Annotated in this window: 20 protein-coding genes and 1 tRNA gene; 19 read left to right on the forward strand and 2 right to left on the reverse strand. The window is 68.3% G+C overall.

Going from position 1 to position 20,264, the window contains the following annotated elements:
- Positions 1 to 54 precede the first annotated feature (54 nt).
- The 14 genes from ACFJGU_RS16515 (at position 55) to ACFJGU_RS16580 (ending at position 14,169) form a co-directional block, all read left to right on the forward strand.
- Positions 55 to 723, forward strand: a complete 669-nt coding sequence (locus ACFJGU_RS16515) for a MazG family protein (RefSeq protein WP_382304803.1) — start codon at positions 55 to 57, stop codon at positions 721 to 723.
- 57 nt (positions 724 to 780) lie between these two features.
- Positions 781 to 2,655 (forward strand): cell wall-binding repeat-containing protein, encoded by a 1,875-nt coding sequence (locus ACFJGU_RS16520; protein ID WP_382304805.1) that lies wholly within the window; start codon positions 781 to 783, stop codon positions 2,653 to 2,655.
- A gap of 66 nt (positions 2,656 to 2,721) precedes the next feature.
- Positions 2,722 to 4,011 (forward strand): histidine--tRNA ligase, encoded by a 1,290-nt coding sequence (gene hisS / locus ACFJGU_RS16525; RefSeq protein ID WP_382304807.1) that lies wholly within the window; start codon positions 2,722 to 2,724, stop codon positions 4,009 to 4,011.
- A gap of 56 nt (positions 4,012 to 4,067) precedes the next feature.
- Complete coding sequence (locus ACFJGU_RS16530) at positions 4,068 to 4,550, forward strand: MarR family winged helix-turn-helix transcriptional regulator (RefSeq protein ID WP_382304809.1); 483 nt, start codon at positions 4,068 to 4,070, stop codon at positions 4,548 to 4,550.
- 2 nt (positions 4,551 to 4,552) lie between these two features.
- Positions 4,553 to 5,809: an MFS transporter gene (locus ACFJGU_RS16535; protein WP_382304810.1), complete on the forward strand. Its 1,257-nt coding sequence runs from the start codon at positions 4,553 to 4,555 to the stop codon at positions 5,807 to 5,809.
- Positions 5,810 to 6,021: 212 nt separating this feature from the next.
- Positions 6,022 to 7,650 (forward strand): MDR family MFS transporter, encoded by a 1,629-nt coding sequence (locus ACFJGU_RS16540; RefSeq protein WP_382310407.1) that lies wholly within the window; start codon positions 6,022 to 6,024, stop codon positions 7,648 to 7,650.
- Between the two features lie 23 nt (positions 7,651 to 7,673).
- Positions 7,674 to 8,126, forward strand: a complete 453-nt coding sequence (locus tag ACFJGU_RS16545) for a MarR family winged helix-turn-helix transcriptional regulator (protein WP_382304811.1) — start codon at positions 7,674 to 7,676, stop codon at positions 8,124 to 8,126.
- The gene (locus ACFJGU_RS16550) at positions 8,123 to 8,767 is read left to right on the forward strand and encodes a TetR/AcrR family transcriptional regulator (protein WP_382304813.1); all 645 of its coding nucleotides are present in this window, start codon (positions 8,123 to 8,125) and stop codon (positions 8,765 to 8,767) included. The genes ACFJGU_RS16545 and ACFJGU_RS16550 overlap by 4 nt, the downstream gene beginning before the upstream one ends.
- Before the next feature lie 76 nt (positions 8,768 to 8,843).
- Entirely contained in the window at positions 8,844 to 10,124 is a 1,281-nt protein-coding gene (gene eno, locus ACFJGU_RS16555) for a phosphopyruvate hydratase (protein WP_382304815.1), read from the forward strand.
- A gap of 35 nt (positions 10,125 to 10,159) precedes the next feature.
- Complete coding sequence (locus tag ACFJGU_RS16560; RefSeq protein WP_382304816.1) at positions 10,160 to 10,678, forward strand: septum formation initiator family protein; 519 nt, start codon at positions 10,160 to 10,162, stop codon at positions 10,676 to 10,678.
- Entirely contained in the window at positions 10,675 to 11,190 is a 516-nt protein-coding gene (locus ACFJGU_RS16565; RefSeq protein ID WP_382304818.1) for a DUF501 domain-containing protein, read from the forward strand. Before ACFJGU_RS16560 ends, ACFJGU_RS16565 begins: the two co-directional genes overlap by 4 nt.
- Positions 11,190 to 12,464 carry a S8 family serine peptidase gene (locus ACFJGU_RS16570; RefSeq protein WP_382304820.1) on the forward strand — a complete coding sequence of 425 codons (1,275 nt, stop codon included), beginning with the start codon at positions 11,190 to 11,192 and terminating at the stop codon, positions 12,462 to 12,464. The genes ACFJGU_RS16565 and ACFJGU_RS16570 overlap by 1 nt, the downstream gene beginning before the upstream one ends.
- Positions 12,465 to 12,506: 42 nt before the next feature.
- On the forward strand, positions 12,507 to 14,021 hold the full coding sequence (locus ACFJGU_RS16575) for an NAD(P)/FAD-dependent oxidoreductase (protein WP_382304821.1): 1,515 nt from the start codon (positions 12,507 to 12,509) through the stop codon (positions 14,019 to 14,021).
- A gap of 74 nt (positions 14,022 to 14,095) precedes the next feature.
- Positions 14,096 to 14,169: transfer RNA gene (locus ACFJGU_RS16580), tRNA-Leu, on the forward strand.
- A gap of 306 nt (positions 14,170 to 14,475) precedes the next feature.
- On the opposite strand, the gene ACFJGU_RS16585 is transcribed toward ACFJGU_RS16580, so the two are convergent.
- Together ACFJGU_RS16585 and ACFJGU_RS16590 are read right to left on the reverse strand one after the other, a co-directional pair.
- Positions 14,476 to 15,864, reverse strand: coding sequence for a sensor histidine kinase (locus tag ACFJGU_RS16585; RefSeq protein ID WP_382304823.1), 1,389 nt, complete (start codon positions 15,862 to 15,864; stop codon positions 14,476 to 14,478).
- Positions 15,864 to 16,556 (reverse strand): response regulator transcription factor, encoded by a 693-nt coding sequence (locus tag ACFJGU_RS16590; RefSeq protein WP_382304825.1) that lies wholly within the window; start codon positions 16,554 to 16,556, stop codon positions 15,864 to 15,866. The genes ACFJGU_RS16585 and ACFJGU_RS16590 overlap by 1 nt, the downstream gene beginning before the upstream one ends.
- A gap of 149 nt (positions 16,557 to 16,705) precedes the next feature.
- Here ACFJGU_RS16590 and ACFJGU_RS16595 point away from each other — a divergent pair, with 149 nt between their 5' ends.
- From ACFJGU_RS16595 to ACFJGU_RS16615, 5 genes are all read left to right on the forward strand, one after another.
- Positions 16,706 to 17,389 carry a response regulator transcription factor gene (locus ACFJGU_RS16595; RefSeq protein WP_382304827.1) on the forward strand — a complete coding sequence of 228 codons (684 nt, stop codon included), beginning with the start codon at positions 16,706 to 16,708 and terminating at the stop codon, positions 17,387 to 17,389.
- 44 nt (positions 17,390 to 17,433) lie between these two features.
- Entirely contained in the window at positions 17,434 to 18,351 is a 918-nt protein-coding gene (locus ACFJGU_RS16600; protein ID WP_382304829.1) for a sensor histidine kinase, read from the forward strand.
- An 81-nt stretch (positions 18,352 to 18,432) separates the two neighbouring features.
- A complete protein-coding gene (locus ACFJGU_RS16605) occupies positions 18,433 to 18,711 on the forward strand; it encodes a hypothetical protein (RefSeq protein ID WP_382304831.1) in 279 nt (92 codons plus the stop codon).
- 108 nt (positions 18,712 to 18,819) lie between these two features.
- Positions 18,820 to 19,473 (forward strand): VTT domain-containing protein, encoded by a 654-nt coding sequence (locus tag ACFJGU_RS16610; protein ID WP_382304833.1) that lies wholly within the window; start codon positions 18,820 to 18,822, stop codon positions 19,471 to 19,473.
- Positions 19,470 to 20,258, forward strand: coding sequence for a hypothetical protein (locus ACFJGU_RS16615; RefSeq protein WP_382304834.1), 789 nt, complete (start codon positions 19,470 to 19,472; stop codon positions 20,256 to 20,258). Before ACFJGU_RS16610 ends, ACFJGU_RS16615 begins: the two co-directional genes overlap by 4 nt.
- The last annotated feature ends 6 nt before the right edge of the window (positions 20,259 to 20,264 follow it).

Consider the following 20,264-nt stretch of genomic DNA (forward strand, 5'->3'; position numbering starts at 1 on the left):
TCCGCCGCACACAGGGAACGAGGAGTGCCCACTCGATGCTCGTAGGCTGGCACCATGGCTGAGATTCCGGATGCCCCCACCAAGCTCGATCAGCTCGTCGAGGTGACCGCGGTGCTGCGGGCGCCGGGCGGATGCCCGTGGGACGCCGATCAGACGCACGCCTCCCTTGTGCAGTACCTCGTGGAGGAGACGCATGAGCTGATCGAGGCGATCGAGTCGGGGAACCGTGAAGAGATGATCGAGGAGCTCGGCGACGTGCTCTACCAGGTGATCTTCCACGCCGACATCGCTTCGCACACGCCGGGCGAGGACTTCGACATCCAAGACGTGGCGGAGCACATGACCCAGAAGATGGTGGGCCGGCATCCGCATGTCTTCGGCGATCTGGAGCTGGAGTCGGCCGACGATGTCGTGGCCGCCTGGGATGGCTTCAAGGCGGCCGAGAAGCCCTCGCGCACGAGCGTGCTCGACGGCATCCCGCTCGGCATGCCGTCGCTGGCCCTGGCCGACAAACTGCTGGGCCGGGCCCAGAAGGTCGGCGTGCTCGACCAGGATGCGCCGTCGATCGTTCCCGTGCAGAACGAGGACGAACTGGGCGGCCTGCTGCTGGCCATCGTCGCGTCGGCGAAATCGCAGGGCCTCGACGCCGAGCGCGCCCTCCGCACCACCCTTCGCGGCCTCCGCGAAGAGATCGCCGAAGCCGAGGCCGGCACGGATACTTGACGGTATCGAACTACCGCTACTCTGATGCCACGAGTGTCGAACAGCGGGGAGTGACGGATGCGCCGGACTGTGCGTTGGGGAGTGGCCGCAGCGGCCGCCGCGATCCTGGTGGGCGGCTTCGTCGCCCCCGCCAGTGCGGCGACGGGGGAGGGTGCGGGTGCGTCGCCGGCGGGTCCCGAGGCGCCATCGGCCGCCATGCAGATTCCGGATGCCCCGTTCAACCGCACCATCACCGCCGATTACCATTCGAAGCCGAACGGTGATGCCGCGGTCATACCGGCCTCGACGACGACGCTGACGCTGATCCTGCCCGCGGAATCCGCCGCGATGAGACTCGATACCGTCGAGTGGACCATGTGGGGAAGGGAGTCCGGGGCGACGCAGACGCTTGCGGTCGACGCCGCCACGGGAACGGTGACGATCTCGGTCGACAGCGACTTCTTCGCCGTCACCAATGCACCCTTCGTCGATGGCGCGGGGCAGCACTACTTCACGTACACCCTCCGCGGCACGAGGCTGACTGGCCTTCCCGCCCCGTCGATCTCGAATGGATACGGCGTGCGGAGCGCGGAGGCACAACTCTCTATTGAGGGCGCGCTCTACGTGGGCGAAGCCGATTCCGACGTCGTTCAGACTGTCGACCTCGCCCGTGCGAACGCTGGGTCGTTCTCGTCGACCACGTCGTACCTCGCCCAGGGCCTGTCCGGGTATTGGCTGGGCGCGGGCGATACGGTATCGGTCTCGGGCGCTGGGCTCGAGTGGCCGGAGGGCACGAAAGCGCTGCTGGAAGGCGGTGGAGACCCTTCGGGTTCTCTCGATATCGTGCTCAACACCGCGGTCGGCGCCACATCCGGTTCTCTCGAGCTCACGGTGCCGGGCGATGCCGACCTCAGCGATTTCAGCGACATCGACCGGTCGGCGATCGTGTCGATAACGACACCATTGGGCGACGACGCCCGCTACGTCTACGCGCGGGCGACAATCGGCTTTCCCACCTCGATCGCGGGGATCGAGGCCTCCCGGATCTCTTCGTACAACCGTTATGGCACCTCGGCCGCCATCGCCTACGCCTCGTACCCTCAGGGTGCTCCAACCGTCTTCCTGGCGACCGGCGACACCTTCGGCGACGCTTTGAGCGTGGCCCCGGTTGCAGCCCTCGCCAACTCGCCGGTCATGCTCGTCTCGACGGACCAGTCGGACTACCTCAATATCGTCTGGGGCATCCAACGGCTTCATCCTTCGCGCGTCGTGATCGTCGGAGGAGAGAACTCGGTGTCCTGGGAGTGGGGCGCCGGAATTTCCTACGGCGGTGGAAACACTCCGAACGTCGACGTCCAGAGGATCGCCGGCGCCGATCGCTACGAGGTGTCGCGCAATATCGCGCTGCAGGAGTTCCCGGGCGGCGCGAAGACCGTCTTCCTGGCCAGCGGACTCACCTTCCCGGACGCGCTCTCCGCTGTCCCTTCCGCGGTCTCGCAGAAGGCGCCGGTCATCCTGGTGCGTGGCGGTGACGTCTCGCTCGACAGCCAGACGACCGATCTCCTTCAGCAGCTGGGCGCCACCAAGGTCGTGATCGTCGGCGGACCGGCGAGCGTCAGCACGGGCATCGAGTCGCAGTTGAACGCTCGGTACCCCTCGAACGTCACGCGTTTGGGCGGTGCGGATCGGTTCGCCGTGGCGAATGCCATCAGCCGGGCGTACTTCACCTCGGCGCCGACCGCCTACGTCGCGACCGGTCTCACGTTCACCGACGCGCTCACCGGAGGCGTGATGGCCGGCAGGGAGCACGCGCCGCTGCTGCTGTCGCGCACCGACTGCCTACCTGCAGCCGAGCTCGATTCGCTGAAGCACTGGAAGACGTCAAGGGTGACTCTGTTCGGCGGCAGCTACTCCCTGAATCCGTCGGTGATGCAGCTGCAGAGCTGCGGCTGACCGGCGGCCTGCGGCTGCCGCCGCAGCGCTGAACCGTGACCCTGCGACGTTCAATAGAATCGACGAATGGCTTCTCCCGTCTCACCCCCTCGCGGCATGCGCGACTTCCTGCCCGCCGAGAAGGCGAAGCGCGAGCGCGCGCTCGGCGTCATCCGCGCGAGCTACGCGGCACACGGCTTCGACGAGATCGAGACCCCGGTGGTCGAGGACTTCGCGCGACTGCACTCGGGTCTCGGGGGAGACAACGAGAAGCTTGCCTTCAATGTGATGAAGCGGGGTCTGGATGCCGCGGCACTGCAGGCGGCCGCCGACGCCGACGACCCCGACCGACTCGCCGACCTCGGCCTTCGCTTCGATCTCACCGTTCCGCTCGCCCGCTTCTACGCGACGCACCGCGCGAACCTTCCGCAGGTCTTCCGAGCGGTGCAGATCGCGCCGGTCTGGCGGGCCGAACGCCCGCAGAAGGGCCGCTACCGCCAGTTCGTGCAGTGCGACATCGACATCATCGGCGAGGCCGGCATCCTGGCTGAGATCGAACTGCTCACCGCGACCCTCGCCACCCTCGACGCCCTCGGGCTGGAGGGCTGCAGCATCCGCATCAACGACCGGCGACTGCTCATCGGCATGCTCGAGGCCTTCGGCTTCACGGCCGAGGAGCACCCCTCCGTGCTCATCACCATCGACAAGCTCGATAAGGTGGGGCCGACCGGTGTCATCGAAGAGCTGCGCGGTCGCGACGCGACTCCCGCCGCCGTCGAGGCCCTCGCGGCCTACTTCGCCGGAGCTCCTGCCCAGACGGCCGGGCTCGCCGAAGCCGAGATCGCCGCCGCCCTCCCCGAAGGGGTCGCGCCGGAGGCCGTGGTGGAGCTGGCCTCCATCGGTGCCGCCCTCCGCGAGGCCGGCGTCGCGGGCGTGCTGAAGTTCGATCCCTTCCTCGTGCGCGGCATGGGCTACTACACCGGAACGATCTTCGAGATCGAGCACCCCGACTTCTCCTTCTCGCTCGGCGGCGGCGGTCGATACGACGGCATGATCGGCCGCTTCCTCGGCGAGCAGGTGCCGGCCTGCGGTTTCTCGATCGGCTTCGAACGCATCATCGACCTCATCGACGAACCGGAGACCGCGCACGCCGAGGCCATCGTGCTCGTGCACGACAAGGCAGCCGATCCGACCCGCCTCCTCTCGCTCAAGGCGCAACTGGTCGCCCGCGGGGCCCGGGTGCGTCTGGAGCGCCGCACGAAGAACCTCACCCCGTTGCTCGACCGCGCCGCAGCGGCCGGCTTCACGAGCTTCGCCCTGGTGGGTCGGGAGACGACGGATGCCGGCGACCTCGAGCTGAAATCGCTGTCGGCTTAACGCCGAAGGCGCTCTGGGTGACAGATGCATAGCTGAGCTATGTATAATAGTTGACCGTGAACAACGAAATCACCTCCACCAGCACAGTCTCCCGATCCGAACTCTCCGAACTCCTCTCCGACCTTGTGTCGGTCACGAACCGGCTCACGCGTATCGCCGCCCAGGCGACCGGCGAGTCCACCTCTCCCGCCACCTGGCGCACCCTCAGCGTGCTCAGCTCCTTCGGCCCGATGCGTCTCGGCGAGCTCGCCAAGCAGAGCCGCGTCTCGCAGCCCACGATGACCAAGATCGTCGCCAACCTCAACGAGGTCGAGTGGATCCGTCGCATCGCGGATGTCGACGACGCCCGCGCCTGGCAGATCGCCCTCGCCCCCAAAGGCATCCGGGCGCTCGAGGAATGGCGCGACCGCCTCGGTTCCGCCCTCGCCCCGCTCTTCACCGACCTCGACCGCGAGGAGCTCGACGTGATCAGCCGGGCCGTCGACCTCCTGCACGAGTGCACCGACGTCCGCGCCGCCGACGTCGTGAAGGCCGCCTGAGGATGACCTCGGCGGCGGAGAAGTCGACCACGTCCGGCGTTCCGGTCACGAAGCGGAACCCGATCCTGCACCAGCCCAAGGCCGTCTGGGCCGTGGCGTTCGCGTGCGTGATCGCGTTCATGGGCATCGGCCTGGTCGATCCGATCCTGCCGGCCATCGCGGACAGCCTGCACGCCACCCAGACCCAGACGAGCCTGCTGTTCACCAGCTACCTGCTCATCACGGGGTTCGCCATGCTCTTCACGAGCTGGCTCTCCACCCGCATCGGCGCTCGCAAGACCTTGCTCTTCGGCCTCGCGCTGATCGTGGTCTTCGCGCTCGCCGCCGGACTCTCCCAGAACGTGGAGTCGGTCATCGGCTTCCGCGCGGGCTGGGGTCTCGGTAATGCGCTCTTCATCTCGACGGCGCTCGCGACGATCGTCGGCGCCGCGAGCGGCGGTGCGAGTTCCGCCATCGTCCTCTACGAGGCCGCGCTCGGTCTCGGCATCGCGATCGGCCCGCTGCTCGGCGGACTGCTCGGTTCGATCAGTTGGCGCGGCCCGTTCTTCGGCACCTCGGTGCTGATGGCGGTCGGCTTCATCGCCATCGCCACCCTGATGAAGAAGGAGACCGCGCGGCCCACGCCCACGCCGCTCTCCGCGCCGTTCAAGGCGCTCACGCGGCCCGCCCTGGCGGTGCTCGCCGTGGCCGCCCTGTTCTACAACATCGGCTTCTTCATCCTCCTGGCCTACACGCCGTTCCCGCTCGGGCTCGATGCGATGGGTCTCGGTCTCACCTTCTTCGGCTGGGGGCTCGCCGTGGCGATCACCTCGGTGCTCGTGGCGCCGTGGCTCACCCGACGCCTTCCGCGCACCCGCGTGCTCTGGACGGTGCTGCTCCTGCTGGCGCTCGACCTCGTCGCCGCGGGCCTCTTCATCTCGAACACCATCGGCCTCATCGCCTGCGTGGTGATCGGCGGCGCCCTGCTCGGCGTGATGAACACGGTGCTCACGGAGTCCGTCATGGCCGCCACCGATCTGCCGCGCCCGGTGGCGTCGTCGGCCTACTCGGCCGTGCGGTTCATCGGCGGCGCCGTCGCCCCGCCCGTCGCATCGCTCATCGCCGTGGCGTTCACGGCCGCGACCCCGTTCTACGTCGCCGCCGGGTCGGTGGTCGTCGCCTCGCTCATCGTCATCCTGGGGCACCGGATGATCGCCCACGTCGACCACGAAGAGGAAGCCGCTCTCGAAGAGGCCGAGGCCATCACCGCGGGGGAGTGACGCGCGCCGGTAGCAGGAATCTGCACGAAAGGAAAGTTTGCATGATCTGCAGTAATTAGTTGATTCGCGTCAACAACATTGGTATTGTTGACGCGGATCAACTTTCTTACTGGAGAACCGTGTCGCTCACTTCTACTGAAACCACCCCGGCCGCCGGGGCGTCCCGCACCCGCCGGCAGGTGCTCGTCCCGCTCTCGGGTCTTCTGCTCGGCATGTTCGTGGCCATGCTGGCCAGCACCGTCGTGTCGAGCTCGCTGCCCAAGATCATCGGCGACCTGGGCGGCACGCAGGCCGGCTACACCTGGGTGGTCACCTCCACCCTGCTCGCCACCACGGTCTCGACGCCCATCTGGGGCAAGCTCGCTGACCTCACCAACCGCAAGCTGCTCATCCAGATCTCGCTGATCGTTTTTGTGGTCGGATCGGGGCTCGCCGGTCTCGCGCAGAACACCGAGATGCTCATCTTCTTCCGTGTGCTGCAGGGTCTCGGCGCCGGAGGTCTCACCGCCCTCGTGCAGGTCGTGATGGCCGACATCATCCCGCCCCGCGAACGCGGCCGGTACATGGGGCTCCTCGGCGCCGTGATGGCCGTGGCCACCGTCGGCGGCCCATTGCTCGGTGGAGTCATCACCGACTCGGCCGGTTGGCGCTGGAACTTCTACATCGCGGTGCCCTTCGCGATCGCGGCGATCATCGTGCTGCAGAAGACGCTGCACATCCCGACGCACAAGCGCAAGGTCACCATCGACTACCTCGGTGCCGTGCTCATCGCCGGTGGCGTGTCGCTGCTGCTGATCTGGGTGACCCTCGCCGGCAACCAGTTCGAGTGGGGCTCTCTCCCCAGCATCTCGATGGTCGTGGGCGCGGTGCTGCTACTGGCGGCCGCCGTGGTCACCGAGCTGAAGGTCAAGGAGCCCATCATCCCGATGACGCTCTTCACGAACCGCACCTTCTGGCTGGCGGTCATCGCCAGCATCTCGGTGGGCGTCGCGATGTTCGGCACCAGCGTCTTCCTCAGCCAGTACATGCAGCTCGCCCGGGGCAAGACCCCGACCGAGTCGGGACTGCTGACCATCCCGATGATCGGCGGCGTCCTCGTCTCGAGCGTCGTGATCGGCCAGGTCATCAGCCGCACCGGCAAGTGGAAGCGCTACATGGTGGCCGGCTCGATCCTGCTCACCATCGGCCTGGCGCTCATGGGCACCATCCGCTACGACACGAGCTTCTTCCTGGTCTTCCTGTTCATGTTCATCATGGGCGCGGGCGTCGGCATGGTGATGCAGAACCTCGTGCTGATCGTGCAGAACGCCGTCGACCCGCGGCAGATCGGCACGGCCAGCGCCTCCGTCGCCTTCTTCCGCAGCCTGGGCGGTACCATCGGCGTCAGCGTCATGGGCGCCGTCCTCGGCAGCCGCATCACCACTCTCGTCACCGACGGCATCGTGAAGCTGGGCATCGACCCCGCGCAAGCGGGCAACCTCGGCGACGGCGGCATCCCGAACCTCAGCACGCTGCCGGGCCCCATCCGCACCCTGGTGGAGTCCGCTTACGGTGAGGCGGTCGCCGACGTGTTCCTGCTCGCCGTTCCCCTCGCGATCATCTCAATCGTCGCGATCTCGCTGTTACCCAACCGCACGCTCGGCACGAAGACCTCGGTGGAGCAGATCGCCGAGACGGAGGCCGCCACGCTGATCGCCGTGTCCGGCGCCGAGGTCGCCGGGGACACCGAGAGCCAGGCCGAGATCGACGCCGAACTCGACGCTGAGGAGCGCGAGACCGAGGCCGCCGAACTCCAAGCCGCCTCCCAGGCCGCGCCGGGGGAGGCCACGGAGAGAGTGTGAAGAGCGCCAGTACCCTGGAGGCTGTGACCTCCTCCGACGACCGCGCCGCCGCCCTCCTCGCCGTGGAGGGCGAGATGGCGCGGATCGTGCGCGCGGTGCGCATCAGCATGCTGCAGAACGCGGTGCGGTTCTCGCCCGACATCCAGCCGTCAGGGTATCTGGTGCTCCGCCACATCGTGGCGAACCACCCCACTCCGCCAGGGGCGATCATCGCGAGCGTCGGGATGGACAAGAGTGCGGTGAGCCGGCAGCTCCGCATCCTCAAAGACCTCGGGTTCGTCACCAGCGAGCCCGATCCCGACGACCGGAGGGCGAACCTCTACTCGCCGACACCGGACACGCTGGAACGGATGGAGACCATCCGCCGAAGTGTCCAGGCCGCCTACGCCGACACCCTCGACGACTGGACCGAGCACGACATCGCTCAGTTCGTCCGGTTGCTCGGCGCGTTCAACGACAGGATCGAGCGACGATGACGACGCTGCACACCGACCCGGCCACGCATGACCGGACGCGCACCCAGACCGACGACCAGCCGTCGCTCCGCGAACGCAAGAAGGTCGAGACGCGCAGCGCCATCCATGAGGCGGCGGTGCGGCTCGTCGCCGAGAACGGAGCCGGGCAGGCATCCGTCGACGCGATCTGCTCCGAGGCGGGCGTCTCGAGCCGCACCTTCTTCAACTACTTCCCGTCGAAGGTCTCCGCGATCGTCGGTCTCTCGGCCTTCGTCGTGACGGATGCCCAACGCGAAACGTTCCTGCAGGGCGATGGCGAGAAGGGGCTGGTGCGCGACCTCTGCATCCTCGTCGGAGACATCATGGACTCGACGGCACGCGACGGCGTCGACCGCGCGGCGCTCCGCGAACTGCTGGGCCGCCGGCCCGAGCTCGCGCCCGACGTCATCAAGCTCGCCTCGGACCTGCGACTTCAGGTGATCGCCCTCGCCGAGCAGCGCACCTCGGCCGAGCGCGCTCAGCTCGCGGTGATGATGGTGATGTCGGCGGTCGACTGCGCCTTGCACCGCCCGCTCGACTCCGATGTCGACACGGAGTTCACCCGATGGTTGTTCGACGCCGTCATGACCATGCAGGCCCTCGCTCGCGAATCGTTAGACTAGCCAGCGGCGGGCGCACGGATGGCGCTCCCACCTTGCCTGAACGCATCTGTTCGAAAACCTGAGGAGAAAACCACCCGTGGCACTCATCGAAGCCGTTGGCGCTCGCGAAATTCTTGACTCCCGAGGGAACCCGACCGTCGAGGTCGAGGTCCTCCTCGAAGACGGCGTCGTCTCGCGCGCCGCTGTTCCCTCCGGCGCGTCCACCGGCGCATTCGAGGCCTACGAACTCCGCGACGGCGACAAGGGCCGCTACCTCGGCAAGGGCGTGGAGAAGGCCGTCGACGCCGTCATCGACGAGATCGGCCCGGCACTCGAGGGATTCGACGCCACCGACCAGCGTCTCGTCGATGCCGCGATGATCGCGCTCGACGGCACCGAGAACAAGAAGCGCCTCGGTGCCAACGCCATCCTGGGTGTCTCCCTCGCCGTGGCCCGCGCCGCCGCCGACTCGGCCGACCTGCCGCTGTTCCGCTACGTCGGAGGCCCCAACGCGCACACCCTGCCCGTGCCGCTCATGAACATCGTCAACGGTGGCGCACACGCCGACACCGGCGTCGACATCCAGGAGTTCATGGCCGTGCCGCTCGGCGCCGAGACCTTCTCCGAGGCGCTCCGCTGGGGTGTCGAGACCTACCACTCGCTGAAGTCGCTGCTGAAGTCGAAGGGCCTCTCCACCGGCCTCGGCGACGAGGGAGGCTTCGCCCCCGAGCTCCCCAACAACCGCGAGGCGCTCGACTTCATCCTTGAGGCCATCACCCAGGCCGGCTTCACCCCGGGCAAGGACATCGCGCTCGCGCTCGACGTGGCGGCCAGCGAGTTCTACGACAACGGCGCCTACACCTTCGAGGGTCAGCAGCGTTCCGCCCAGGAGATGTCGGCCTACTTCGCCGACCTCGTGGCGAACTACCCGCTGGTCTCGATCGAAGACCCCCTGAACGAGGACGACTGGGAGGGCTGGGCCCACCTCACCTCCGAGATCGGTTCGAAGGTGCAGCTCGTGGGCGACGACCTGTTCGTCACCAACCCCACCCGCCTCGCCACCGGCATCGCCCGCGGCACCGGCAACTCGATCCTGGTGAAGGTCAACCAGATCGGCACGCTCACCGAGACGCTCGACGCGGTCTCGCTCGCCCAGCGCTCCGGCTACACCGCCATCCTCTCCCACCGCTCCGGCGAGACCGAGGACACCACGATCGCCGACCTCGCCGTCGCGACCGACGCCGGCCAGATCAAGACCGGTGCGCCTGCCCGGAGCGAGCGCGTGGCTAAGTACAATCAGTTGCTGAGGATCGAAGAAGAACTCGCCGAAGCGGCGGTCTACGCCGGTCGCGGCGCGTTCCCGCGTTTCTCCGCCTAGGCATCCCGCCCAGGAGTCGATCGAAGGTAGTTTCCATGCGGCAGCGCACATCAAAGGCCCGGCCCGCCCGGGTGCCGGTGGCGCTGCCGCAGAACTCCCCGGGGGCCACGCCCGCTCCGGGCACCTGGTTGCGGAGCATCCGCTTCTCCGGATTCACGGTGCTGATGTTCGTCGTCATCGTGATGTTCGTGGTCATCATCGCGCCCGGCCTCCGCGTCTACATCGAGCAGCGCCAGGAGCTCGCGGCCCTGCAGGCGGCGGTCGACGCGAAGTCCGAGCAGAACGACGACCTGACCTCGCAGATCGCCCGCTGGAGCGACCCGGCCTACATCAAGGCGGAGGCCCGCGACCGGCTCTACTACGTGATGCCGGGCGAGACCAGCTTCCTCATCATCGACGACGTGCCGAGCACCGGGCCGACGGATGCTCCGGTGAGCGACTCCATCAGCACCACCGACGTGGACTGGTTGTCGTCGCTGTTCGCCTCCGGCATGACCGCGGGGCTCTCCACCCAGACCCCTGAAGAACTGCAGTCGAACGGAACCGTGCAATGACCACCCCGCCCTTCGAGCCGGCCAGCGAGCGCGACCTCGCCGTCGCATCCGCTCAGCTCGGCCGGCCGGTGCGGAATGTGCTTGGCATCGCCGCTCGCTGCGCCTGCGGGAACCCCACGGTGGTGGCCACCGCCCCCCGCCTCGCCGACGGCACGCCGTTCCCCACCCTCTACTACCTGTCGCACCCGGCCGCCACGGCCGCGATGAGCGACCTCGAGGCCGAGCACGTGATGGCCGAGCTCCAGGATGCGCTCGCCGACGAGGAGCTGTCCGCCGCCTACCGGGCGGCTCACGACGCCTACCTGGCCGACCGCGCCGTCTTCGGCGAGGTGCCCGAGATCGCGGGCATCTCGGCCGGTGGCATGCCGACCCGGGTGAAGTGCCTGCACGCCCTCGCCGCCCACGCACTCGCGGCCGGCCCGGGGGTCAATCCGATCGGCGACCTCGCCTTGGCGCGCGGCGACTGGTCGCCGCAGGTCTGCGAGTGCGTCGACTATCTGATCGACGCCTGATGCGACGGCGCCGCGGGCTCGGGGGCCGGCCGTTCCTGCTCGTCGGCGCGTTCGCCGTGGTGGGCGTCGTCGGCATCGCCCCGATCGGCCAGGTCCTGCCGGCGCGCGCCGACTCGATCCGCGACATGGAGTACTGGCTCGGCGACTACGGCTTCAGCGCGGCCTGGAACACCACGCGCGGCGCCGGGGCGACGGTGGCGGTGATCGACACCGGGGTTGACGGCAGCGTCGCCGAGCTGCAGGGCGCCGTGGTCGACGGAACGGATGTCTCGGGCATCGGCTCGACGAACGGCCAGACCCCGGTGGGGGAGAGCTCCGAACACGGCACGATGGTGGCCTCGCTCATCGCCGGCCGGGGCACGGGTGACGGCAACGGGGTGATCGGTGTCGCCCCCGAGGCGTCACTGCTGTCCATCTCCGTGGCTCTCGGCGCCGGTTCGGTCGACTCCGACGAGCAGATCGCGCACGCCGTACGCTGGGCCGTCGACCATGGCGCCGACGTCATCAACATGTCGCTCACGCGCAACAGCCTCGACTGGCCGCAGAGCTGGGATGACGCGTTCTCCTACGCCTTCGACCACGACGTCGTCGTGGTGGCCGCTGCCGGCAACCGGGGGAGCGGCACCACCGAGGTCGGCGCTCCCGCCACCATCCCGGGCGTCGTGGCGGTCGCGGGCGTCGACAAGGCGGGCGACGCGAGCTTCGACGCCTCCTCACAGGGCATCACGATCGCGGTCGCGGCCCCCAGTGAGCAGCTCGTCGGCGTGGTCCCGGGTGGCGGCTACGTTCTGTGGGACGGCACGAGCGGGGCGGCGCCGCTGGTCAGCGGGCTCGCGGCCCTCGTGAAGTCGGCGTATCCCGAGCTGGACGCGAACAACGTGATCAACCGGATCATCGCCACGGCCGAACCCAAGGGCGAACCGGTGCCGGGGCCGATCTACGGCTACGGGCTGGTCGATGCGGATGCGGCGGTGACGGCATCCGTCGATCCCGTGTCGGCGAATCCGATCGGCGACCTGGCCGCCTGGATCGCCACCTACCGGCCCGCGTCGGGCACCGGATCGCTCGACTCGCTGCTGATCCCGCCGCCGTCGCCGGCCCCGACGGGAGCGGTGACGGGCTCGGAGAAGCCGTCTCGCGGGAGCGATCGGCCTGAGGTGTACACTCTCATCCATTGGGCGGTGCCGCTGGGGCTCCTGCTCGGGTTCCTCATCCTGATGGCGACGTTCGCTCTCGGGGCGGTCTCGCATTTCAGAGGGCTGCTTCGCAAGTAGTAGATTGTATGAAGACCCCCCTACCTAGGAGATCGTTTCACTGTGCCCAAGATCCTCATCGTCGGCGGCGGATACGCCGGGTTCTACACTGCGTGGAAGCTCGAGAAGTGGCTGAGGTCCGGCGAGGCCGAGGTCACGGTCGTCGACCCCCTGCCGTACATGACGTACCAGCCCTTCCTCCCCGAGGTCGCGGCCGGATCGATCGAGCCTCGTCACGCGGTGGTGGGCATCCGTCGTCACCTGAAGAAGACCCGTGTGGTGGCGGGCAAGGTCACCGGCGTGAATCACGACGCCAAGACCGCCACCATCGTGCCCAACGCCGGTGAGGCGTGGGATGAGGAGTACGACCACATCGTGGTCACGGCGGGTGCCGTCTCGCGCACATTCCCGATCCCGGGTGTCGCCGACGAGGCCATCGGCCTGAAGACGATCGAAGAGGCGACCGCGATCCGCGACCGCGTACTCACGAACTTCGACAAGGCGGCGCAGCTGCCGCCCGGCCCCGAGCGGGATCGCCTGCTCACCGTCGTCGTGGTCGGCGGCGGCTTCGCGGGCATCGAGGTGTTCGCCGAACTGCGCTCCTTCGTGAGCGCCCTGGTCGAGACCTACCCCGAGATCGACTTCGAGGACACCCACTTCCACCTGATCGAGGCGATGGGCCGCATCATGCCCGAGGTCAGCCTCCCGACCTCGCTCTGGGTCATCAAGAACCTGGCCGAGCGCGGCGCGCAGATCCACCTCGACACGCAGCTCAAGTCGGCCGTGGGCGGCGTGATCGAGCTGTCGACCGGTGAGAGCTTCGAGTCCGACCTCATCATCTGGACCGCCGGTGTCATGGCCACGCCCGACATCAAGCACTACGGTCTGCCGCTCGAGGAGCGCGGACGTCTGCGCGTGCGCGCCGACCTGCGGGTCGAGGGCGACGACGGCATCGTCGAGGGCGCCTGGGGTGCCGGTGACGTCTCCGCCGTTCCCGACCTCACCGGTGGCGGTGTGGGCGGCTATTGCGTACCGAACGCCCAGCACGCGGTGCGCCAGGGCAAGCTGCTCGCGAAGAACATCGTCGCCGAGCTGCGCGGCGAGGGTGTCAAGGACTACTTCCACAAGAACATGGGTGCGGTGGCCGGTCTCGGTCTCGGCATCGGCGTGTTCCAGTCGGGCAAGCTGGCCATCAAGGGCCTGCCGGCCTGGTTCGCGCACCGCGGCTACCACGGTCTGGCCATGCCGTCGTGGGAGCGCAAGATCCGCGTGATCACCGGTTGGGTCAACAACTTCTTCCTCGGTCGCGACAACGTCTCGCTCGAGGCCCGCGAGCACCCGCGAGCGGAGTTCGAGAAGTTCGCCGCGCGCCCGCGCCCGGCAGCTCCGGCCGTCGAGACCCCGGCACCCGCTGCTGCGCCCGCCGCTGCCGCGCCCGCCGAGTCGTCGCCCGCCCTCGTCGGTGCTCCGGCGTCGGCTCCCGCGCCGGAAGCAGCGGTCGACGGCAAGGCCGCGGCTCCCGCGAAGGCGCGCACCACGAAGCCCCGCACCCCGAAGGCGGCTCCGGCCGCCGAGTGACCTCGCCGTGGGGCCTCCCGGCTGCGGCCGGGGGCTCCCGGTACGATGGGGTGCCCGTGACGCTGCGGCGCCCGGCCCCCATAGCCCAATTGGCAGAGGCAGACGACTTAAAATCGTCACAGTGAGGGTTCGAGTCCCTCTGGGGGTACGAGAAACTGAGTTCGGAGTTGCGCGCGTCCATCGCCATGGCTGTCATCGGAGCACTTCTCACCATCAGTGGTCCATTGATCGTGAGGTATTGGGTTCGCCTGAGTCAATGGGAAGCGGACTGGTACAGCAGAGCGAACGCACGTGTCCGCCGCCCGACAACGCCACGAGCGATGGGCATCATCGGATGCGGCTGGACACTCGGCGGCGTTGTGCTCCTTGTCAACGGTCTCATCCGAATCTTCAGTGGCTGAATACCCGTTGGGAGGCTGGGCGAGTGCTCGCGCCGGTGCGCGACCGCATCACGCTATCGAGGGCCTGCGTGAAGGTCCGGCCGCGGTATGCAACCGATGACCGGGAGGGTCATCGTGACGGTGAGCCCGGAGGGGTGTGCGTTTTCGAGGGTGACGGTGCCCCCGGCGGCGTCGGCGGCGGCCGCAACGATGGCGAGGCCCAATCCGGAGCCGTGCGCTGAACCACGGGAGTCGTCGTCTTGCGAGAAGCGGTCGAAGGCGTGCGGAATGAACTCGGCCGACATCCCTGGGCCGTCGTCGGAGACGATGGTGACGAGGCTCGTCGAGGTGCGGGTGAGAGTCACGGAGACCCGCCCGGCTCCGTGGACCGCGCGGAGGGCGTTGGACAGCAGGTTGTCGAGCACCCGCCCGTAGAGCAGCTCGGGCATCGCCACTGTGCCCCCGGCCGCTCCCGGCACCGTGAGGTCGATCTCGACCTGGTCGCTCATGGCGCTCAGCCGCGCGCGGTCGATCGCCTCTCCGGCCTCGTCGACGAGCGCGTCGACCTCGGCGGCACTCGACCGCTGCCCCGCATCCAGCCGGGAGAGCTCGAGCAGACTCCCCACGAGCCGCGCGAGCCGTGCGGTCGCGCGTTCGGCGGCGAGGATGTCGGCGTCCAGCGTGCCGCGATCGCCGGTTCGCAGCAACTCGAGCTGGGTCTGCAGCACGGCGAGCGGGGTGCGCAGCTCGTGGCTGGCATCCGAGACCATCTGGCGCTCCCGGGCGGCCGAGGAGCGCAGGTCGTCGATGAGCCGGTTGAGGGTGGTGGCGAGGTCGGTGATCTCGTCTTTCGCCGTGCCCACCGGGAGCAATTCGCCGGAGCCGGAGGCGACGATCGCTTCGGCACTCTGGCGAAGCTGCGTGACGGGCCGGAGGGCGGCCCCCGTCAGGAGCCACGAGACCACGCCGAAGAGCAGAGTGAGAACGCCGAGGCCGACCACGAGACCGGTGGTGAGGTCGGCGAGCACCAGCTCCGAAGCGTCCTGATTGCGCGCGGTGATGATGGTCCACTCCCCGGTGCTGCTCTCGACGGTGTCGACCGCGACCAGGTAGGTGACCTTTCCGGCGGCGATCTCTTGAGGGCCGGATGCGCCGAGATCGACACGGGAGAGCTTCAAGGTGAGTCCCGCAGGCAGCGTCGAGGTGCGGGTGACCCCCGTGGGGTCGATCACGGCGACGAGCTGCCCCTCGCCCGGGCGATCGACGGAGTCGTTCGGCTCCTGCTGGATGGCGGTCTCGAAGGGGCTGGCGTCGCTTTTCAGCACCTCGAAGGAGGCATCCTGCAGGATGTTCTCCACTTGGTGGCGCACCACGAGAGCGACGCCGGCGAAGAAGACTGCTGCGAGCAGGAGGGTGCCGATGGTGATGCGGGCGCGGATCGAGAGCCGGTTGAGAACGCGCATCAGTCGCGGGCCAGTTCGAACCCGACCCCGCGCACGGTGATCAGGCTCACGCCGGTGTCGAAGGGTTCGAGCTTGCGTCGGAGGTAGCTGATGTACTGGTCGACGATGTTGGGATCGGTGTGCTGCACGGTGCCCCAGATCTCGAGAAGGATCGCCTCGCGGCGCACGGTCTCGTCGGCGTTCTGGGCGAGCAGGCGCAGCAGCGCGAACTCCTTGGGGCTGAGCGGAACCACCGCGTCGCCGGCGCGCACAACGTGGTCGTGGCTGTCGATCGACAGGGCGCCGACGTCGATGCGCGGGCTGACGGCGAGGCTCTCCCGGCGGCGGAGCGCCCGCAGTCGCGCGGCCAGTTCACTGAACGCGAACGGTTTGATGAGGTAGTCGTCGGCGCCGGAGTCGAGGCCTTTCACCCGGTCGCTGACGTCGTCGCGTGCCGTGAGCATCAGGATGATCAGTCCCGGCAAGGCGTCGCGCAGACGCCGGCAGAGCTCGAAGCCCGACATCCCGGGCAGCATCACGTCGAGCACCGCGATGCCGTAGCCGGCCGACGCGCCGATCAACGCCGCGGTACCGTCTTCGACCCAGTCCGCCTCGTAGCCCTCGTCGACGAGACCGCGCACAAGCAGCGGCCCGAGCTCCGTGTCGTCTTCGACGACGAGAACGCGGACCGGGCGGTCGGGTGGTGCTGCCATTCCGCAATTCTCGTCGGAGCCAGGCTCGCCGTGGCCCATCTGAGCGAATCCTCATGAATCGGGAGCTGGTTTCGCAGGCTCTCCGGGGTGCGTCTCAGTACGGTCTGAATCCCGGGGTCCGATCCGGGCCGCACCGAAGGGAGGGACCTGTGCGCATCCTCGCCGTCGAAGACGATCAGCGGATCGTCGACATCCTCCGTCGCGCGCTTACGGAATCGGGCTATCCCGTCGACGTGCGGATGACCGCGCCCGAAGCGCTGTTCGCGTTCGAGACCGACGTGTACGACCTCGTCATCCTCGATCTGATGCTGCCCGGCATGCCCGGCGGGGGAGTGGAGCTGTGCCGCCGCATCCGTGCCTCCAATACCGACGTGCCGGTGCTCATGGTGACCGCCATGGACTCCACCCAGTCGCGCGTGCGCGGGCTGGACGCCGGCGCCGACGACTACCTCGTCAAGCCGTTCCACCTCACCGAGCTGCTCGCCCGGGTGCGTGCTCTGCTGCGGCGTGCTCCGCGGGCGATCGCCCCTGTCTTCACCGTTCGCGACGTCACCCTCGACACGGGTCTCCGGCGGGCCTACCGTGGCGGCCGAACCATCCCGCTCACGGCGAAGGAATTCACCGTGCTCGAATACCTCATGCGTAACGCCGGCACCGTGGTGACCGTCGCCGACCTCATCGACCATGCTTGGGACACCAACAGCGACCGCTACAGCAACGTGGTGCAGACCTACATCCGGTACCTCCGCAAGAAGCTCACCGTGGGCGTCGGCGACACGGAGTTCATCGAGACCAGGCGCGGGATCGGCTACCTCGTGCGGACGCACCTGTGATGTTCCGCAGGGCCATTCGCCGCCTCACGCTCTTCTTTTCGCTCGTGCAGCTCGCAGTCTTCGGCGGCCTCTCGATCGCGATCTACGTCTTCGTCACATCGGTCTTCGACTACGACCCGCCCGAGGGCGACACCGCCATCGCGACGGATGCCGCCGAGGTCGCCTTCGCGGGTCTGCGCACCGGCCTCCTGATCGGATTCCTTGTGCTGCTCGTGATCGTGCCGGCCATAAGCTACCTCATGGCCCGCCGCACGCTCGCGCCCGTGCGAGCCGCCTACCTCGCGCAGGAGCGGTTCGTCGACGACGCCTCGCACGAGTTCCGCACCCCCCTCGCCGTGCTCTCGGGAGAGATCGAGCTCGCCCTGCTCCGTCCGCGATCGGCGGAGGAGTACGTCGCCGCTCTCCGGCGGAGCCTCGAGACGGTCGAGCGGATGGAGCGCCTCACGGGCGACCTGCTGCTTCTCGGCCGCGAGGGCGACCAGCGGATCGAGGACGGCTTCGACGTGGTGGGCGCCCGGGAGATCGTGCTCGCCTCCATCCCGCCCCGGCAGCCGGGCACCGCGCGGGCGGCCATCACCTTCGACTTCGAGGGCGACCCGCCGATACGTGGTTCGCGAGAGCTCTTGACGCGAGCGGTGGGAAACCTGGTGGAGAACGCACTGAAGTTCACGCCGGCCACCGGCACCGTGCGCATCAGGGTCGCTGAGCGGATCGGGATGGCGGTCATCGAGATCGCCGACGACGGCCCCGGGTTGCCCGCCGGGAGCGAAGAACGGGCCTTCGACCGGTTCTGGCGCGCCGACACCACGCAGTCGATTCCCGGCCACGGACTGGGACTCGCCCTCGTGCGGCAGATCGTCGCGGCGCACGCCGGCCGGGTCGCCGTGGTGTCGTCGCACCCCGCCCGGTCGGGATCTGGAGCGGTCGCGACCATCGAACTCCCGAAAGTGAACGCCCGCTGAGGCTCTCACATTCGTCTCACGGAGTCCTCCGTAGGGTCGGAGACGACAGGCGATTCGGCCTGACCACAAAGGAGAAACCCCATGAACAAGCGCATCACGTGGACCCTCGGGTCGCTCGGCGCGGCGGCCCTCGTCGTCGGCGGCGGCTTCGCCCTCGCCATCCCCGCCCAGGCGTCGAACTCGACCCCGCCGCCGTCGACCAGCCAGACCGGCGTGGAGGACGGCACGAACGACGGCGAGACCGCCGACGACGCGACCGGAGTCGAAGACGGCGCGAACGACGGTGAGACGGCCGACGACACCGGCGTCGAAGACGGCACGAACGACGGCGAGACCGCCGACGACGCGTTCACCGGCTGAGGTCTCTGAGAGATCTCTCACGATCGGGAGGGCGCCCTGCACGGTGTCCTCCCGAATCGTCTGATTAGCGTGCGGAATATCCCTTTACCCACGAAGGAGCGACCACGCGTGCTGATCCAATCCGGAGGCCTGCTCGACCCCACCGCTCTGCTCGAGGGCTCGGGGCCCTGGGTACTCGCCGTGATCATGGGCATCATCTTCATAGAGACCGGACTGCTGTTCCCCTTCCTGCCCGGCGACTCGCTCATCTTCACGGCAGCGCTGCTGAGTGGCACCCTGATGCTCCCGCTTCCGGTGCTGGTCGCCACGGTCGCGGTCGCCGCCATCGTGGGCGACTCGGTCGGCTACGCGATCGGCAAGCGATTCGGGCGACGCCTCTTCAAGCCCGACGCCCGCGTTCTGAAGGCCCGCTACGTCGAACGAGCGGATGCCTTCCTCACCCGTTACGGACCGCAATCGCTGGTGCTCGCCCGCTTCGTGCCGATCGTGCGCACCTTCGTGCCGCCGGTGGTCGGCATGTCGAGCATGCCCTACCGCCGTTTCCTGCTGTGGAACGCCATCGGTGGATTCGCCTGGGCGCTGCTGCTGTCGCTGGCCGGATTCTTCCTCGGCCGCATCCCGTTCGTCGCCGACAACGTCGATCTCATCGCTGTGGCGATCGTCATTCTCTCCGTCGTGCCGATCGTCATCACGATCCTGCGGGAGCGGCGGGCCGACAAAGCTGCGGAACAGGCTCAAGAATCGGAGGAAGAGACCGTATGAACGATCGGCTGCGCGGTATCAGCAAGGTGCCGGAGATCACTGCTCTGTTCTGGGTGACGAAGATCCTGACCACGGGAATGGGCGAGACCACGTCGGACTTCGTGGTGACGACGATCGACCCGGTCATCGGAGTCGCGATCGCCTTTGTGCTCCTGGTGGCTGCGCTCGTGATGCAGTTCCGCGCCCACCGGTACGTTCCCTGGATCTACTGGCTCACCGTCGTGCTCGTCAGCATCTTCGGAACGATGGCCGCCGACGTAGTGCACGTGCAGTTCGGGGTACCCTACGAGGTGTCCACCGCCGGGTTCGCCGTGGCCCTGGCGGCGATCTTCACCATCTGGTATCTCAGCGAACGAACACTCTCGATCCACTCGATCGACACCCGCCGGCGCGAGGTCTTCTACTGGGCCGCGGTGCTGACGACCTTCGCGCTCGGCACGGCCGCCGGTGACTGGACCGCGACGGTGCTCGGTCTCGGCTACTTCGCCTCGGGCTTGCTGTTCCTCGCCGCGATCTGCGTGCCGGCACTCGCTTACCGGTACCTGCGCCTGAACGCCGTGATCGCGTTCTGGGCCGCCTACGTGCTCACACGCCCGCTCGGGGCTTCGTTCGCCGACTGGCTCGGCGTCGGGCCCGAGCGCGGAGGCGTCGGGACCGGCACGGGAGTGGTGAGCCTCGTGCTGGCCATCGCGATCGCGGTCTGCGTGCTGCGCCTCACCGTGGTTCGTGAGAGAAGCCTCAGACCCGAACGGCCGTTTTCGCAGTCACGTCGTAGCGCCGACTGAGAGCGT

The sequence above is a fragment of the Herbiconiux sp. UC225_62 genome (genome assembly GCF_042694625.1).
Classification (GTDB): Bacteria; Actinomycetota; Actinomycetes; order Actinomycetales; family Microbacteriaceae; genus Herbiconiux.